Here is a 15,690-nt window from a genome sequence, read left to right as displayed (position 1 = left end):
TCAGGGGCGGCTCGTACCGTCGTGAGCATGACAAAAATGACGTTCGCCGGCGAGGCGCTGCGCGTCATGGACTCCAGCCGCTGCGCCCGGCGAGGCAGTTGAGGGCCGGCACGGCGATGCCACCGGCGGCGGACACGAAGATCACTGACCCTTCGATCCTGAGCCGGTTGTGAGGTTCAGTCGGTCTTCCTCGCCTGGCCGGCCCTGAGGATCTCGGCCGCGTCGAGGGTCACCTTGGCGCCGACGGAGTCGGGGAGGGTGACGAGCTCGCCGGGGGCATGCGGACGGTGGTTCTCGTAGCCGCTTCCCACCGGGTCGGTCAGGACGTGGAGACGCTGGTGCTTGCGGTCGACGACGACGTAGACGGGCACCTTGGCCTCGGCGTAGGCGGCGACCTTGGTCTTGAGGTCGTCCTTCCAGTTGCCGGAGGTGACCTCGAGGACGAGGCGGAAGCAGGCAGGGTCGTACGCGTTGTTCTCGACGAAGTGGTCGTCGATGTCGGCGTCCACCACCACGAGGTCGGGAATGGCGTAGTCCTCGGCACCGGTGGGGAGCCAGAGTCCGACGTTCTGGAGAACCTCGGTCTCGCCGTCGTCCAGTCCTGCTGCGATGAACGGACGCATGAGTTTGGTCAGGGCACGGGCGTGGGGAGCATCCGGGGACGGGGTCACGAGGAGATGGCCTCCGATGATCTCGACGCGGTAGCCCGGATGGCGCTCCATGATCTCGTCGGCGATGGTCGTCAGGGTGACCGGCTCTTCCTCGTGGAAGGGCTGCTCGACGGAAGCTGCGGACATCAGGTGCCTCCTGGGGGCTGGTGTCGAGAGCATCATCGTAGGCCGGACGGCGTCCGCGCGGCCCGTTCCGCTGTGTTCACCCGATGGTGTGGCATATGCCGGAGGGCCCCCTCTCCAGCGGAGACGGGGCCCTCGTCGGCAAGCGGTCGAGCTCAGTAGCGGCGCGTGATCAGCGCTCGCTTCACCTCGGCGATCGCCTTCGTGACCTCGATGCCGCGCGGGCAGGCGTCCGTGCAGTTGAAGGTCGTGCGGCAGCGCCACACGCCGTCGCGGTCGTTGAGGATCTCCAGGCGCTGCTCACCGGCCTCGTCGCGCGAGTCGAAGATGAAGCGGTGCGCGTTGACGATGGCGGCCGGGCCGAAGTACTGGCCGTCGTTCCAGAAGACCGGGCACGACGTGGTGCAGGCCGCGCACAGGATGCACTTCGTGGTGTCGTCGAAGCGCTCGCGGTCCTCGGCGGACTGCAGCCGCTCACGCGTGGGCTCGTTCGTGTCCTTCGTGATGAGGAAGGGCATGACGTCCCGGTACGCCTGGAAGAACGGCTCCATGTCGACCACGAGGTCCTTCAGGACCGTCAGGCCCTTTATGGCCTCGACCGTGATCGGCTTCTCGGGGTTGATGTCCTTGATCAGCGTCTTGCAGGCCAGGCGGTTCTTGCCGTTGATCCGCATGGCGTCCGAGCCGCAGATGCCGTGCGCGCAGGAGCGGCGGAACGTCAGCGTGCCGTCCAGTTCCCACTTGATCTTGTGGAGGGCGTCGAGGACGCGCTCCTTCGGGTCGATCTCGACCTGGAAGTCCTCCCAGGTGGCGTCCGCCGCGACCTCCGGGTTGAAGCGGCGGATCCGGAAGGTGACCGTGATGTAGGGGGAGTCGGCGAAACCGGGCTCGGGCTTGCCGGCCGCGTCTTCCTTGTCCAGAACGGGGGTAGCCATCAGTACTTACGCTCCATCGGCTGGTAGCGGGTCTGGACGACCGGCTTGTAGTCGAGACGGACGGTTTCGGAGCCGTCGGCGCCGACCTCGCGGTACGCCATGGTGTGCCGCATGAAGTTGACGTCGTCGCGGTTCGGGTAGTCCTCGCGGTAGTGACCGCCGCGGGACTCCTTGCGGGCCAGCGCGGAGACGGCCATGACCTCGGCGAGGTCGAGCAGGTTGCCCAGCTCGACGGCCTCCAGCAGGTCGGTGTTGAACCGCTTGCCCTTGTCCTGGATCGCCACGTTCTTGTAGCGCTCGCGCAGCTCCGCGATCTTCTCGACCGCCGTCTTGATGGTCTGCTCGGTGCGGAACACCATGACGTTGGCGTCCATGGTCTCCTGAAGCTCGCGGCGCAGGACGGACACCCGCTCGGCGCCGGTGGAGTTGCGCAGCCGCTCCACCTGCTCCAGCACGAGCTCCGCCGGGTTCTCCGGCAGCTCGACGAAGTCGGCCTTCTGGGCGTACTCGGCGGCGGCGATGCCCGCGCGCTTGCCGAAGACGTTGATGTCCAGCAGCGAGTTCGTGCCGAGGCGGTTGGCGCCGTGCACCGACACGCAGGCGACCTCGCCGGCCGCGTACAGGCCCGGGACGACCGTGGTGTTGTCCGCCAGGACCTCACCCTCGACGTTCGTCGGGATGCCGCCCATCGCGTAGTGCGCGGTGGGCTGGATCGGGATGGGGTCCGTGTACGGCTCGATGCCGAGGTACGTACGGGCGAACTCGGTGATGTCCGGGAGCTTGGCGTCCAGCTGCTCCGGCGGCAGGTGCGTGAGGTCGAGGTAGACGTGGTCGCCCTCGGGACCGCAGCCGCGGCCCTCACGGATCTCCGTGTAGATGGAGCGCGAGACGACGTCTCGGGAGGCGAGGTCCTTCATGACCGGCGCGTACTTCTCCATGAAGCGCTCGCCGTCCTTGTTGCGCAGGATGCCGCCCTCACCGCGGGCGCCCTCCGTCAGCAGGATGCCCATGCGCCAGATGCCGGTCGGGTGGAACTGGAAGAACTCCATGTCCTCCAGCGGGATGCCCCGGCGGTAGACCGCGGCCTGGCCGTCACCGGTCAGGGTGTGCGCGTTCGACGTCACCTTGAAGAACTTGCCGCAGCCGCCGGACGCGTAGATCACGGACTTCGCCTGGAAGACGTGGATCTCGCCGGTGGCCAGCTCGTACGCCACCACACCGGCCGACCGCTTGACGCCGTCGACCTCGGTGATCAGCTGGTCCAGGACGTAGAACTCGTTGTAGAACTCCACGCCCTCCTTGACGCAGTTCTGGTACAGCGTCTGGAGGATCATGTGGCCGGTGCGGTCGGCCGCGTAGCAGGAGCGGCGGACCGGGGCCTCGCCGTGGTTGCGGCTGTGACCGCCGAAGCGGCGCTGGTCGATGGTGCCGTTCGGGGTGCGGTTGAACGGCAGGCCCATCTTCTCCAGGTCGAGGACGGAGTCGATGGCCTCCTTCGCGAGGATCTCGGCGGCGTCCTGGTCGACCAGGTAGTCACCGCCCTTGACCGTGTCGAAGGTGTGCCACTCCCAGTTGTCCTCCTCCACGTTGGCGAGCGCGGCGGCCATGCCGCCCTGCGCGGCGCCCGTGTGGGAGCGGGTGGGGTAGAGCTTGGTGAGCACGGCGGTGCGGCTGCGCTTCGTCGACTCGATGGCGGCGCGCATACCGGCGCCACCGGCGCCGACGATGACGGTGTCGTACTTGTGGATCTTCATGATTCTCGCAGCCCCGTGCCTAGCGGATGTTCGGGTCGAAGGTGAAGATCACCAGCGTGCCCAGCAGGATGGTGAACACCGTGGCGGTGTAGAGCAGGCCCTTGAGCCACAGCCGGGTGTTCGCGCGCTCCGCGTAGTCGTTGATGACCGTGCGCAGGCCGTTGGCGCCGTGCAGCATCGCGAGCCACAGCATCAGCAGGTCCCAGACCTGCCAGAAGGGGCTCGCCCAGCGGCCCGCCACGAAGGCGAAGCCGATCTTGGAGACACCGCCGTCCAGCACGAGCTGGATCAGCAGGTGGCCGATGACCAGGACGACCAGCACCACGCCGGACAGGCGCATGAACAGCCAGGCCGCCAGCTCGAAGTTGCCCCGGGTGCTCTTGGGGGTCTTCTTGGTGCGCTTGCGCGGTGCCTCGATGAAGGGCGCGGGGTTGTCGACGGTGTAGACGGCGCCACCCTCGACGGGGCCGACGCCGGCGGCGGACTTCTCAGTCGTGGACATTGGCGTCAGCTCCCGAACAGTTCACGAGCGGCGTGGCCGAGGACGGGGTAGATCGCCCCGAGCATCAGCACGACCCACAGGGCGACGACGGTCCAGAGCATCTGCTTCTGGTAGCGGGCGCCCTTGGTCCAGAAGTCGACGGCGATGACACGCAGGCCGTTGAGCGCGTGGAAGAGGATGGCGGCGACGAGGCCGTACTCCAGCAGCGCGACGATCGGCGTCTTGTACGTGGCCACGACGGTGTCGTAGGCCTCCGGTGAGACCCGCACGAGGGCGGTGTCCAGCACGTGAACGAACAGGAAGAAGAAAATGAGGACGCCGGTGACTCGGTGAGCCACCCAGGACCACATTCCTTCCCGGCCGCGGTACAGCGTTCCAGCCGGCACGGAAGTTTCCTCCGGGAGCGGTGATTGGGGCCGCGCCGGCTTTCCTTGTCGGTCGGGCCCGGCCGGGTACGGTCCACCGGCCCCCAGCATCGTAGCGAGGCGCCGCCGCTCGGCTGAGCGGGGGTCCCCGGGTGTGATCAAACTGGCACGCAAAGAGGTACGGGTGGGCTAGTGCGGCCCCTGGGGGAGAGGGGGCGTCTGTGCCGCGTGTGCGGGCCGTCAGGGGCCGGTCGGGCCGTTCCCCGCACCCCTGAGGGCGTCCACCAGCCGTTCCCTCGCCAGGCGCCGCAGCTCGTCGGCCACCACCGCCCGCTCCTCCTCCGGATCGTTGGTCAATCGTGACCGGATGGCCTGCAGGAGATGGTCCAGCACGTCGCCCGGGGCCAGCCCGGCCAGGCAGATGACGAAAACGTGTCCGAAACGGGCCTCGTAGGCGGCGTGCGCCGCGCTGAGGGCCGTGTGGGCCGCCGCGTAGGTGTCCGGCGGCAGGGAGGGCAGCGACTCGGCGGCCAGGGCCTCGCTCAGGTCGGCCCAGCTCAGGTCGTAGGCCGCCTCGTCCGCCGCCGCGAGCAGGGATGCCAGGTCGGGGTACGGGCGGTGGGCCGCGACGCTGCGGGACCAGCGGGGGCTGCGCAGACAGGACAGGAGCGTCCGCTCCAGGTCCGTCGCGGAGGCTGTGTTGACGGGCTCCACCGATATGGCCAGTCGGCCGGGGAGCTCAGGGAGACGGTGCGCGGGCAGCGTGGGTCCTCGTGGGCGTGCCGTGTGTCAGCAGGGCGTGGTGTGAGAGTTGTGACGTCACGCTATCGAGTGCGATCGGGACGTGTCCGGAAGATGCCCGAACTTCACCCGCGAGGAGAGTCGCCCCACGGGTGGTGGACGCGCGCGGAACGGCCACGGGTCTTAGGTTGGCGGAGTGAGTCAGCACAGGCGCCGGGCACCGGCGAAGCAGGGAAAACAGCGGCAGGTGCTGGTCGTGGCCATGGCCGTGGCCCTGGTCGTGATCGCGGCCGGGGTGAGTCTCGCGTTCTGGGCGGCCTCGGGCGGCGGGTCCACCGGGCCGGAGGCGGCGTCCACCCGGGGCGGGGCGGCGGCAGCGCCGACCAGCCCGAGTCCCAGCCGCTCCTACCCCCTGTCCACGGCGCCGCGGACGATCCCCGCCGTGCGCGACCACAGCCCGGCGCGCGGCCCGGGCTGGCAGCCGGAGAAGGACGGGCGTGTCGTCGTGGACGACGCCTCGCTGGCCGACGAGGGCAAGCTGATCGCCGGTGAGCTGGGGATGGCCTACGCGGGTGAGAAGGGCGACGACCGGTCCGGCGACCTGCGGCTGGCCCTGCAGGGCGACGAGGGCGCGAACCCGGAGTCCTACGAGATGCGGGTCGGCGACGGGCGCGTGCGCATCACCGGGCCCGCCGACGCCGGCGTCTTCTACGGCACCCGCACGCTCAAGCAGGCGGTGCACGACGGCGGCACGGCCCCCGAGGGCGTGGTGAAGGACGAGCCGGCCAAGGAGCAGCGCGGGTTCATGCTCGACATCGCGCGCAAGAACTTCACCGCCGACTGGATCGAGGACCGCGTCCGGGAGCTGGGCGACCTCAAGTTCAACCAGCTCGGGCTGCACTTCTCCGACGACCAGGGATTCCGGATCGAGTCCGACACGCACCCGGAGATCGTCTCCGAGCAGCACCTCACCAAGGCGCAGGTGCGCCGGATCGTCGACCTCGCGGAGAGCCGGCACATCACCGTCGTACCCGAGATCGACTCACCCGGGCACCTCGGCGCGGTCATCGCCGCCCACCCCGACCTCCAGCTGCGCACCGTGCAGGGGTCGGCCGTGCAGGGCGCCATCGACATCTCCAAGGCCGAGAGCGCCGAGATCGTCGACGACCTGCTCGACGAGTACGCCGGTCTCTTCCCCGGCCGGCCCTGGCACCTCGGCGGCGACGAGTACCAGGCGCTGGTGCGCTCCGACCCGGAGGCGTCCTTCCCGCAGCTGGCCGCCGCCGCGCGGCAGAAGTACGGCTCCGGCGCGACCGTCGCCGACCTCGCCACCGGCTGGCTGAACGACCGGGCCGCCACGGTCCGCGCGAACGAGCGGGTCCCGCGCGCCTGGAACGACGGGTTCTTCCGCGACACCTCCGTCGAGGCCGACCGGGACATCCAGGTGGCCTACTGGACCGGCAAGGAGATCGGCGCCCGGCAGCCCCTGGAGTACCTGCAGGCGGGCCGCAAGGTGATCAACTACAACGACGAGTTCCTCTACTACGTGCTCGGCGAGCCGCAGACCTTCGTCTATCCGACCGGGCAGCGCATCTACGAGCAGTGGACGCCCCGGGTGCTGCGCGGCACCACGGCCGTGCCGGAGCGCTACGACGGGCAGATCCTCGGCGGGTCCTTCGCCGTCTGGTGCGACCTCGCCGGCTCCCAGACGCAGGACCAGGTGGCCGCCGGGATCCGGATGCCGCTGCGGGCGACCGTGCAGAAGCTGTGGGACCCGGGCCGGCCCGAGCTGTCCTGGGCGGAGTTCCGGACCCTGGCGAACGAACTGGGCTGACCCGCACGAATTGCGCCGTACGGCTGCGCACCCCCGTGGAGCTGTGGTGGTCTTCTGAGGCGATCCGAATCGGACGGACAGGGGGGCAGCGGAGCATGGGCTACTGGGGATACTTCGTCGTCGGCCGGGGGGAGCGGCCCCTCACCGAGCTGACGGCGCTCGCGGAGGTCGCGGACGGGATGACCCGGCACACCTCGGCGGCGGACGGCTGGCAGGTCTGGGAGTACGCGAGCGGCGACGGCGCCATGGGGAACATGAACGCCCTCGCCCGCGAGACCGGGGCGCCCGCGCTGTTCGGGTACGTCATGAACAGCGAGTGCGTGGTGCTGGAGGCGGCCGCGCCGGAGAGCGGGGCGTGGACCACCTGCCTCGCGCGGGCCGCGACCGCCCGGTACCTGGCGGCCGGGCAGGAGGGCCTCACGCTGGAGGACTACTTCCTGGAACCCTCCGACGCCGCCGGGCGCGCGGCGCGCTGGGCCGCCGAGGCGGGGCACGAGGTGAACGCCGACGACCTCGTGGACGTACTGACTTCGGACCCCGATCCGCTGGCCGAAAACCTGTTGTTCCGCTTCCTCGGCCGACTCGGCGTGGTGCCCCTGTGACACTCCGGGGCCATCGCACGCAGTAAGGGGAGGTGCGGGTTCCGTGAGGGGTAGGGCTGGTAGCGGCCTGGCAGGGCCCTGGAGAAGGCCCGCGGAGGGAGGCGTGGATGAGCCTGGTGGAGTTGATCGCACAGGCCGACGAACGCGGGCTGGCCGCGAGCGGGCTGGCTTGTTTGGATCGGTGCGTGCCCCTGTTGGGCGGCGACGACGAGACGCTGCGGCCGCTGTGGGCGAGCCTCGCTGACGGCGCCGCCGCCGACGAGTGGGGCGCCTGCCTGGAGCAGGTGCGCGGGAAGGTCGACGCCGCGGCCGAGGAGGACGAGGCGGCCACGCTCGCCCAGCGGATGCTCCAGGCCGCGCCCGCCGAGCGGTCCGCCGCCGGCCTGCGGGTCTGGGCCGACGCCTGCTCCGTCGCCTCCCTGCAGATCCACCGCCTCCTCGACACCGCCGAGGACGACGCCTCGTCCGTCGACGCGCGCCGCGAGGGCCGTACGGAGGGCATGTCACCGCTGGTCGCCGCCGAGCTGCGCCGCCAGGTCACCGTCCTGGAGGTCCTGGCCGGACACGGTCCGGCCGGACTGCGCCGGGCACTGGAGTTGTCCACGGAGGGCCGCCGGGTGCTGCGCGCGGTGGTCTCCCGCCGCAGCCGGCAGCAGGGCTGAGCGCCACCCGGTACGCCCACCGGCCCAAACCCCGATTCTGGGAAAGTGCTGTGACGGTCCCTCGGGTGAGCTGGGGCGGTCCTGCGCCGCTTCCGGGGAGTCGCCTTTTCCGTGTGACGAAACACCCGGCCGGCACGCTTTCCGGGATGTGACGACTCAAGCGGAGACCAGGCCCTCGGCGGCGGCGAAGCCGCGGCGGTGGGCGGCGGACATGGTGGCGACGATGCGCGAGGGGGCACGGCTCCGCCTCGACTACTCGGCACAGAGTCTGTGGAGCATCGACCGGATGATCGAGGAGATACGGCGGGAGGGCGCGCCGGCTGCCGCCGTGCAGGAGGTGCTGCGCGGCTTCGGCGCCTACGCCGGCGAGGTGGTGGTCCGTCAGACCGGCGCCGAGTGGTGGGCGTCCGGCGGCGACCACTGGATCCGTACGCCCGACGGGCGGCTGTGGGACCCGATCGACGAGGCGCGCCGCTGCTACGCCGGGAACGGTTCGCTGCGGCTGCTGTGCCGGGACGCGGTGAGCGCCGGTTCCCGGCCCTAGCGTCAGCCCGCGAGGGCGTCCTCGTCCCAGGGCTCGGCCGGCTCCGGGGCGGTGGGCTCTGCGGGCTCGGCGGGCTTTCCGGCGTTCCCCGCGAGGGTGCGGATCTCGGGCAGGTCGTCGTAGAGGTGCTGCCCGGGGCACTCGGTCGGGTAGCCGTCGCGGTGGCCCGGGATCCGATGCATCGTCACCTTCTCGCCCAGCTTGTACTTGCCGTTGTCGGCACCCGCGGTCAGCTCCACCGTCCCGGTCGGGTCGAGCTGGTGCAGGCCCAGCTTCCAGGCCGCCACCTTGGCGACGGACTCGCGCACCGCCGGGTTGACCGCCGCCGCCGAGTGGTCGCCGAGCACGGAGACGCTGCTGGTGGCGGTGTTGAAGCCGTAGGCGTGCGCGCCGAGGACCGGTTTGTCGATGCCGCCCGCACGGCCCTCGAAGAGGGTGCCGCACTTGTCGACGAGGAAGTGGTAGCCGATGTCGTTCCAGCCGTTGCTCCTCACGTGGTACAGGAACACACCGCGCACGATGGACGCCGACTCGGAGCAGGCGTAGTCGTTGGTGCCCGCGGTGTGGTGGACGAACATCGCCTTGGTGGCGCCGGTGTAGGTGGGCGGGTCCTTCACCAGGGACTCGTCGGCGCCCCAGGTGGAACGGGCCGTCACGGCGGGGCGCTCGGCGGCGAGTGGTCCGGGGGCCGGTTCCGCGGCGCCCCGCTCCACGGTGTGCACGACCGGGGCCGGTCCGCTGCCGGGGTCGATCAGCTCCACCCGCAGCCCCTCGGGCAGCCGCGTGCCCGACACCCGCACCTGGACGCCGTCCGACGGCCCGGTCCACAGCGGCTGGGTGCTGCCCCGCACACCCGCGCGGGTGCCGTCGGGGCCCGTCTCGGGCGGGCGCACGTCGGTGTCCAGGGGGCGCCACGCACTCCATGCGCCGCTCTCCCGGGACCGGGTGCGCACCCGGGCGGTGCCGTCCAGGACGGCGTCCGGGTCGTCCCAGGTGACGCCGAGGAGGCTGAACGGCTCGGTCGTGCGCGGGGCGAGGGACCGCTTGCGGGGATCGCCGTCCGGCACCCGGACGGTCTGCACGCCGCCTGAGGAGGACGAGGCGGTGGCGGGCAGGGCCGGGCCGAGGGTGCCGAGGGCCAGGGCCGTGGCGACGGCGGTGCGCAGCAGAAGGCGTGTCATGTGGTGCTCGTCTCCGGTCCGTCGGGGGCGGCGGTGAGGTACCTGACCGTCATTCCCCCCGGCCGTGCCGTCCGTTCGCCCGCCCCGGGAAATCCGGCGAACGGAGGACGGTCCGCCGGTCCGCCGGGCCCGGCCGCCGCCGGGGTGAGGTGTGTCCGGCCGTGTCCGGACATCGGTCGCGGCCGGGGCGACCCCGGGGCGGGGGAGGCACCGCACGCTGTGACACTTCTCCGCGGCCCGGCGCTGAAGACCGTGGAGGACATGGCACAGACACGAGGACGGTTCTTGGGCCAGCGAGGGGAGCCCCGCCGCGTGCACGCACGGGACGGGGAACTGGGCGCGGCCGTCGCGCGGGCCCAGAACGGTGACGAGGCGGCCTTCGCCGTCGCCTACCGGATCGTGCAGCCCGGACTGCTCGGCTACCTGCGCGGACTGGTGGGCGAGGACGCGGAGGACGTGGCGTCCGAGGCCTGGCTGGAGATAGCCCGGGACCTCGGGCGGTTCAAGGGCGACGGGGCCGGTTTCCGCGGCTGGACGGCGACCATCGCCCGGCACCGGGCGCTGGACCATCTGCGCCGGCGGCGGGTCCGGCCGCAGTCCGCCGCGCTGGAACAGGACGTGCTCGACCTGCCGGGGCCGCACAGCACGCACGAGCAGGCGCTGGAGGCCATGTCCACCGAGCGCGCCCTCCAACTGGTCGGCGGGCTGCCGCGGGACCAGGCCGAGGCCGTGCTGCTGCGGGTCGTGGTGGGACTGGACGGACCCGCCGCCGCCCGTGTCCTCGGCAAGCGGCCGGGGGCCGTGCGGACGGCCGCCCACCGGGGGCTGAAACGTCTCGCCGCCCAACTGGGCGGCGCGGGTGTGACGGATGAGGCTCCCCGGACGCTGGGGGAGTCGACATGAGCGACTTCGGCGGACCGCACCTGGCCGCCGGGCCCGCCGCCCTGAACAGGGCGGACGGGCGAGACGTATGGAAAAGGCCCGGAACGCCGGGCCGGCCGGCCGGGTCGTGGGGACACGGACGGCCATGCGGGACGCGTGGATCGAGCAGGGACGGAACCGGACATGGGTGAACATCAGAGCGACGGTGGGCCCTCCGGCCGTCGGCGTGTGCACCTCGGGGACGCCGACGGCCTGCCGCCCGGCGACCCCACGGCGGCCCGTCCCGGCAGCGCTGCCCGTCCCGGCTCGGCTCCCGCCCTCGACGACACCGAACTGCGGGCGCTCCTCGCCGCCGCCTTCCTGCGGGCCCCGATCGACGCCGAGGGCGAGCAGCGGGCCGTGGCGGCGTTCCGGGCCGCCCGGGACGCCGGTGCGCACCGGGCCCGTTCCCGCAGCGGGGACGACTGGACGCCCCGGGCGCGGCGGCATCCGGGCCGTTCGCTGAAGGCCACGCTGTCCGTCCTGCTCGCCAGCCTCACGCTGGGCGGTGTCGCGGTCGCGGCGATCGGCTCGTCGGACTCCCCGGACGACCCCGGCGAACGCCCCCGTCCGCCCGCCTCAGGCCCCGCCCCCGGCGCCTCGGCGGGCAACGCCCCCGGCGCCGCGCCGGGCTCCCCGTCCGCCTCCGCGTCCGCCTCCCCCTCCCCGGACCGCCCCGCCTCCGCCCAGGACACCGAGGCCCACTGCCGCGCGTACGAGAAGGTCGACGGCCGGGGCAAGGCCATGGACGCGACGGCCTGGCAGCGTCTCGTGGACGCCGCGGGCGGTGAGAGGAACGTCACGGCGTACTGCGCCGGGCAACTGGACGGTGCCGACGAGAAGCCCGGCGGCGGCGCCGGGCCCGAGAAGAGCACGGCAACCCCGGCAACCGGCGGCACCGGCAACGGAGAAGGCCGTGCGGAGAACGGCTCGGGATCCGCGGAGAGCGGTTCGGGTTCCGCGGAGAACGGCTCGGGAGCCGCGGACAACGGTTCGGGCACCGCGGGCACCGCGGGCAACACCGGCAGCGGCGCCGCCACCGAGGCCGGCGAGGGCCAGTCCGGACGGTCGGGTGAGGCCCGCCCGTGAGGTGGTGGGTGCGTGCCGCGTGCCAGGTGTGTGCCGCGTACGCGCGAGCGGCTGTGAAGTGACGGCCGCCCGGCAACTTCCGCTGCCGGTACCGCCGTCGGGACGGCCTTCTTCGGGGGCGCCGAACGCCGTCACCGCCCCGCATCCGGGCGTCGCGACAGGGGACCCCGACAAGAGGGCCCCGACAAGGGGAACTCGACATGCGGACCCCTGCAAGGGGACCTCGACATGCGGACCCCGGCAAGGGGAACTCGACGTGCGGACCCCGGCAAGGGGAACTCGACGTGCGGACCCCGGCAAAAGGACCCCGTCCGTGTGAGACAGCCCTCATCGGGATCCGCCGTGAACCGGTGTCGAGGGTGCGGCTTCGCGCCGACCGGGGAACAGCCGGCGCGGCTCGGCGCAGCCGCCGGAAGGGGAGCGGAGCAGGTGCTTGGACGGGCAGTCGCGCGCGGGGTGCGGCGACCGGGCTCACGTCACATCGGCCCAGGTCAGACCGGTACGGCCGGAGACGGCCGGGGCCGCCACCCCCCACAGGAGAGGCCCCGGCCGTCGCGCGGCACGGGCCGCGCGGCGACCCGTACTTCCTACAGCGTCGGGGGTGCGTTTTCTGTCACACCCCTGCGTGTCACGGCTAAGTTGCATCTCGGGCGGACATGGACGGCGAGTGGTTTGAGGTCGTAACGTGCCTTTCGCGCCAACACCGGAGGCGGTAGGACCACCGCAACGACCTGCGGGCTTGTGACCGCAACACCCAATGAGCAATCACGACGGCGAGAACCCGGCCCGCGTCAGCGGCGCCGGTCAAGGCGCAGAAGGGCGCGCGGTGCTGGGGGACGACGCGGAGCTGACCGCCGCGGTGCGCGCGGCACAGGACGGAGATGAGACCGCTTTCCGGACTGTGTACCGCGCCGTGCACCCGCGGTTGCTCGGATACGTACGGACGCTGGTCGGCGACCCCGACGCCGAGGACGTGACGTCGGAGGCGTGGCTGCAGATCGCCCGGGACCTGGAGCGGTTCTCCGGCGACGCGGACCGGTTCCGCGGCTGGGCCGCCCGGATCGCCCGCAACCGCGCGCTGGACCACATACGCATGCGCGGGCGGCGGCCCGCGATCGGCGGGGACGAGACCGAACTGACCGGCCGGGCAGCGGCGTCCGACACCGCGGGCGAGGCCATCGAGGCGCTCACCACCGACGGGACGTTCTCCCTGATATCCCGGCTGCCGCAGGACCAGGCCGAGGCGGTCGTGCTGCGCGTGGTCGTGGGGCTGGACGCGAAGACCGCGGCCGAGACCCTCGGCAAGCGCCCGGGCGCCGTCCGCACGGCGGCGCACCGCGGCCTGAAGCGCCTCGCCGAGCTGCTCGGCGACTCCGCGCAGGCCGATCCGGAATCGGCCGGAGTGCTCGATGCCCTGCCGCCCCAGCGAGAACCGCGCGGCGGTGCCGTGACGTCCGCAGGTGTGACGCACAGCGTTGCGCGGACGCAGAAGGATGTGTGATGGCCGACGAGCAGTACAGGTGGCTGGACCGCGAAACGGCGGAGCGTTTGCTGAGCGGAGAGCCACCGGAAGCTGTCGACGGTGCCGCCCGCGACCAGGCCGAACGACTCGCCAGGACACTCGGCGCACTGTCCGCCACACCCCCGCTGACCAGCGAGGAACTCCCCGGTGAGGCAGCCGCGGTGGCCGCTTTCCGCAAGGCCCGCGCGGAGCGCGCGGACGCGGCGGCGGCGCACGCGGCGGACGGCGGGCAGGCCGCCGCGCCCACCGGCGAGGCCGGGCTGGTCCGGATCGGAACCACGCGCGGCAGCGGCTCGGACGGCGTGCGGCGCAAGCGCCGGGTCCGGCCCGCGCGCCTCGCCCTGGCCGCCGCGCTGGCGGTCGGCATGGCCGGCGGGATCGCCGTCGCGGCCGGAACCGGAGCCATCGACACGCCGTTCGGCCGGAACGAGCCCGAGCCCGCCGCGTCGGTCTCGTCCGTCGTCACGCCTCCCGACCGCCTGCTGATGTCGCCCTCGCCGAGCGACGCCGTGCAGGGCGGTTCCACGGCCGGCGGCGTCACCCCGGGCGACAGCGCGACGGGCGGTGCCGGCAGCTCCGGGCCCGACAGGGAAGCGGCACCCGGTGACGGCTCCGGCGACCAGCGGGGCCAGGACGGCGGCAGCCGCGAGGAGATCGCCTCCGCCTGCCGCGACCTGCGCGCGGGACAGCCGCTGGACGACGACCGCAGGCGCGCCCTGCGCGACGCGGCGGGCGACTCCGGCGTCGGAAAGTACTGCAAGGACGTCCTGTCCGGAACGACGCACGGCTCCGTCGAGCGCAAGACCGACGGCACGGGCAACGGCGGCCAGGGCAACCACGGCAACCAGGGCAACCAGGGCAACCAAGGCAACCAAGGCAACCAAGGCAACGGCGGCGACCGGAGCAACGGCCGGAGCGAAGGCCAGGGCCAGGCCGGCCAGGGCCGGCCGCAGGGCCGGGGCCAGGACCAGGGTCAGGGCGGCCAGGAGCGGGCCGCGCGCAAGGCCGGCCAGCGGGCCGCGATGCCCGACACCGGCGGGGACCAAGGGGAGCAGGGCTTCGGCCGCCGCTCCTCACACGTCTCTGACCTGCGGTTTCCTGGTCCGTGAAAATTCCCAGGCCGAGGGTGTGACGTTTTCGGCCGCCCGGGCGCAGTAATGAGTGAGCCGACTGGTCATCGGCCGTCGCACAGAGCCGGGGTTCCCCCCGTACCTACGGCTCGTGCACCTGAGCGCGGGCGGGACACGTTCCCCCGGTCCCGCCCGCGCCCCATCCTCCCTCCCCGCGTCTCACCAGGACACGACGACCTTGTCGCCGTCGCGGACCCGGGCGTAGAGATCCGCGATCGCCGCCTCGTCCCGGACGTTGACGCAGCCGTGCGAGGCGCCCGCGTAGCCCCGGGCGGCGAAGTCCGCCGAGAAGTGCACCGCCTGGCCACCGCTGAAGAACATCGCGTACGGCATGGGCGAGTCGTAGAGCGTCGACACGTGGTCGCGGGACTTCCAGTAGACGGAGAAGACGCCCTCGCGGGTCGGCGTGTACTCGGAGCCGAAGCGCACGGCCATCGTCGACAGGGTCCTGCCGTCGACCATCCAGCGCAGTGTCCTGCTGGTCTTGTCGATGCACAGCACCCGGCCGGTGCGGCAGCGCGCGTCCGGCGGATCGGCGGGCTGGCCGCCCATCAGGTACAGGTCCCAGCGGCCCGGCTCGCGGGTCATCCCGAGCAGCCGCTGCCAGGTGACGGTGTCGGTGCGCCCGGTGCGGGGCAGTCCGCGCTTGCCCTGGAAGCCGCTGACCGCCCGCTCGGTCGCCTCGTCGTACGTCCCGGTCGGCCCTTCGAACAGCCAGGCGACCTGCCGCAGCCGCGCCTGCAGCTCGCGCACGCCGCGGCCGGAGTCGCCGGGCGCCCACAGCACGCGGGGCGGGGCCTTGCCGTCGCGGGGCGTGGCGCCGGCCGTCCCGCCCCCGCCGGCCGGTGTGCGCGCGGGTGACGGTGTGCCGTCGGGCAGCTCGATGCGCACCGGCGAGCCCGGCTCGCCGTCCCCGCCCGGGGTCTGCACCGTGCAGCCGGTCAGCGCGGCCAGTACGGCGACTGCCGCCGCGGTCCCTCTCCCCATGCCCGTGGTACGCACACGGCCCCCCGTCGTCTCACCGGTGTACCCGGATGCCACCTGAGATGTTCCCCGGACGTGACCCGTCGCGAACCAGGGGGCATGGTGGTGAGCGAGGTCACTCTGCGGGAGG

16 protein-coding genes are annotated in these 15,690 nt (G+C 72.5%); 8 read left to right on the top strand and 8 right to left on the bottom strand.

The genetic code is table 11. The annotated features are described in order from the left end of the window. Positions 1 to 176 precede the first annotated feature (176 nt). From ABZY20_RS06165 to ABZY20_RS06140, 6 genes are all read right to left on the bottom strand, one after another. Positions 177 to 797 (bottom strand): Uma2 family endonuclease, encoded by a 621-nt coding sequence (locus ABZY20_RS06165; protein ID WP_356437236.1) that lies wholly within the window; start codon positions 795 to 797, stop codon positions 177 to 179. Between the two features lie 152 nt (positions 798 to 949). Next, complete coding sequence (locus ABZY20_RS06160; protein WP_356437233.1) at positions 950 to 1,729, bottom strand: succinate dehydrogenase iron-sulfur subunit; 780 nt, start codon at positions 1,727 to 1,729, stop codon at positions 950 to 952. Beyond that, entirely contained in the window at positions 1,729 to 3,483 is a 1,755-nt protein-coding gene (gene sdhA, locus ABZY20_RS06155) for a succinate dehydrogenase flavoprotein subunit (RefSeq protein WP_356437231.1), read from the bottom strand. Before sdhA ends, ABZY20_RS06160 begins: the two co-directional genes overlap by 1 nt. A 19-nt stretch (positions 3,484 to 3,502) precedes the next feature. Further along, positions 3,503 to 3,985 (bottom strand): succinate dehydrogenase hydrophobic membrane anchor subunit, encoded by a 483-nt coding sequence (locus tag ABZY20_RS06150; protein ID WP_356437228.1) that lies wholly within the window; start codon positions 3,983 to 3,985, stop codon positions 3,503 to 3,505. A gap of 5 nt (positions 3,986 to 3,990) precedes the next feature. Beyond that, on the bottom strand, positions 3,991 to 4,371 hold the full coding sequence (sdhC, locus tag ABZY20_RS06145; protein ID WP_356437225.1) for a succinate dehydrogenase, cytochrome b556 subunit: 381 nt from the start codon (positions 4,369 to 4,371) through the stop codon (positions 3,991 to 3,993). Positions 4,372 to 4,590: 219 nt separating this feature from the next. Beyond that, positions 4,591 to 5,064 (bottom strand): 2-oxo-4-hydroxy-4-carboxy-5-ureidoimidazoline decarboxylase, encoded by a 474-nt coding sequence (locus ABZY20_RS06140; RefSeq protein WP_356437222.1) that lies wholly within the window; start codon positions 5,062 to 5,064, stop codon positions 4,591 to 4,593. A gap of 289 nt (positions 5,065 to 5,353) precedes the next feature. Between ABZY20_RS06140 and ABZY20_RS06135 the strand changes: the two genes are divergently transcribed. The 4 genes from ABZY20_RS06135 (at position 5,354) to ABZY20_RS06120 (ending at position 8,733) form a co-directional block, all read left to right on the top strand. After that, a complete protein-coding gene (locus ABZY20_RS06135) occupies positions 5,354 to 6,925 on the top strand; it encodes a glycoside hydrolase family 20 protein (protein ID WP_356437437.1) in 1,572 nt (523 codons plus the stop codon). Between the two features lie 95 nt (positions 6,926 to 7,020). Next, a complete protein-coding gene (locus tag ABZY20_RS06130) occupies positions 7,021 to 7,527 on the top strand; it encodes a hypothetical protein (protein WP_356437220.1) in 507 nt (168 codons plus the stop codon). Between the two features lie 107 nt (positions 7,528 to 7,634). Then, entirely contained in the window at positions 7,635 to 8,189 is a 555-nt protein-coding gene (locus ABZY20_RS06125; RefSeq protein WP_356437217.1) for a hypothetical protein, read from the top strand. 148 nt (positions 8,190 to 8,337) lie between these two features. Beyond that, complete coding sequence (locus ABZY20_RS06120) at positions 8,338 to 8,733, top strand: hypothetical protein (protein WP_356437214.1); 396 nt, start codon at positions 8,338 to 8,340, stop codon at positions 8,731 to 8,733. A gap of 2 nt (positions 8,734 to 8,735) precedes the next feature. Here the strand turns inward: ABZY20_RS06120 and ABZY20_RS06115 are convergent, their stop codons facing one another. Further along, a complete protein-coding gene (locus tag ABZY20_RS06115) occupies positions 8,736 to 9,914 on the bottom strand; it encodes an N-acetylmuramoyl-L-alanine amidase (protein ID WP_356437211.1) in 1,179 nt (392 codons plus the stop codon). A gap of 285 nt (positions 9,915 to 10,199) precedes the next feature. Here ABZY20_RS06115 and ABZY20_RS06110 point away from each other — a divergent pair, with 285 nt between their 5' ends. The 4 genes from ABZY20_RS06110 to ABZY20_RS06095 all read left to right on the top strand — a co-directional run bounded on the left by ABZY20_RS06110 (position 10,200) and on the right by ABZY20_RS06095 (position 14,555). Continuing rightward, positions 10,200 to 10,817 carry an RNA polymerase sigma factor gene (locus ABZY20_RS06110; RefSeq protein WP_356437434.1) on the top strand — a complete coding sequence of 206 codons (618 nt, stop codon included), beginning with the start codon at positions 10,200 to 10,202 and terminating at the stop codon, positions 10,815 to 10,817. A gap of 162 nt (positions 10,818 to 10,979) precedes the next feature. Further along, on the top strand, positions 10,980 to 11,924 hold the full coding sequence (locus ABZY20_RS06105; RefSeq protein ID WP_356437209.1) for a hypothetical protein: 945 nt from the start codon (positions 10,980 to 10,982) through the stop codon (positions 11,922 to 11,924). 826 nt (positions 11,925 to 12,750) lie between these two features. Further along, entirely contained in the window at positions 12,751 to 13,425 is a 675-nt protein-coding gene (locus ABZY20_RS06100) for an RNA polymerase sigma factor (protein WP_356437431.1), read from the top strand. Next, positions 13,425 to 14,555, top strand: coding sequence for a hypothetical protein (locus ABZY20_RS06095; RefSeq protein ID WP_356437207.1), 1,131 nt, complete (start codon positions 13,425 to 13,427; stop codon positions 14,553 to 14,555). Before ABZY20_RS06100 ends, ABZY20_RS06095 begins: the two co-directional genes overlap by 1 nt. 180 nt (positions 14,556 to 14,735) lie before the next feature. On the opposite strand, the gene ABZY20_RS06090 is transcribed toward ABZY20_RS06095, so the two are convergent. Then, positions 14,736 to 15,563: a L,D-transpeptidase family protein gene (locus ABZY20_RS06090; protein ID WP_356437204.1), complete on the bottom strand. Its 828-nt coding sequence runs from the start codon at positions 15,561 to 15,563 to the stop codon at positions 14,736 to 14,738. Positions 15,564 to 15,690: the final 127 nt, after the last annotated feature.

It is taken from the genome of Streptomyces sp. NPDC006624, from assembly GCF_040611555.1.
GTDB lineage: Bacteria > Actinomycetota > Actinomycetes > Streptomycetales > Streptomycetaceae > Streptomyces.
The sequence above is the reverse complement of the archived record's forward strand: the minus strand, read 5'-3'. Positions and strand labels throughout refer to the sequence as shown.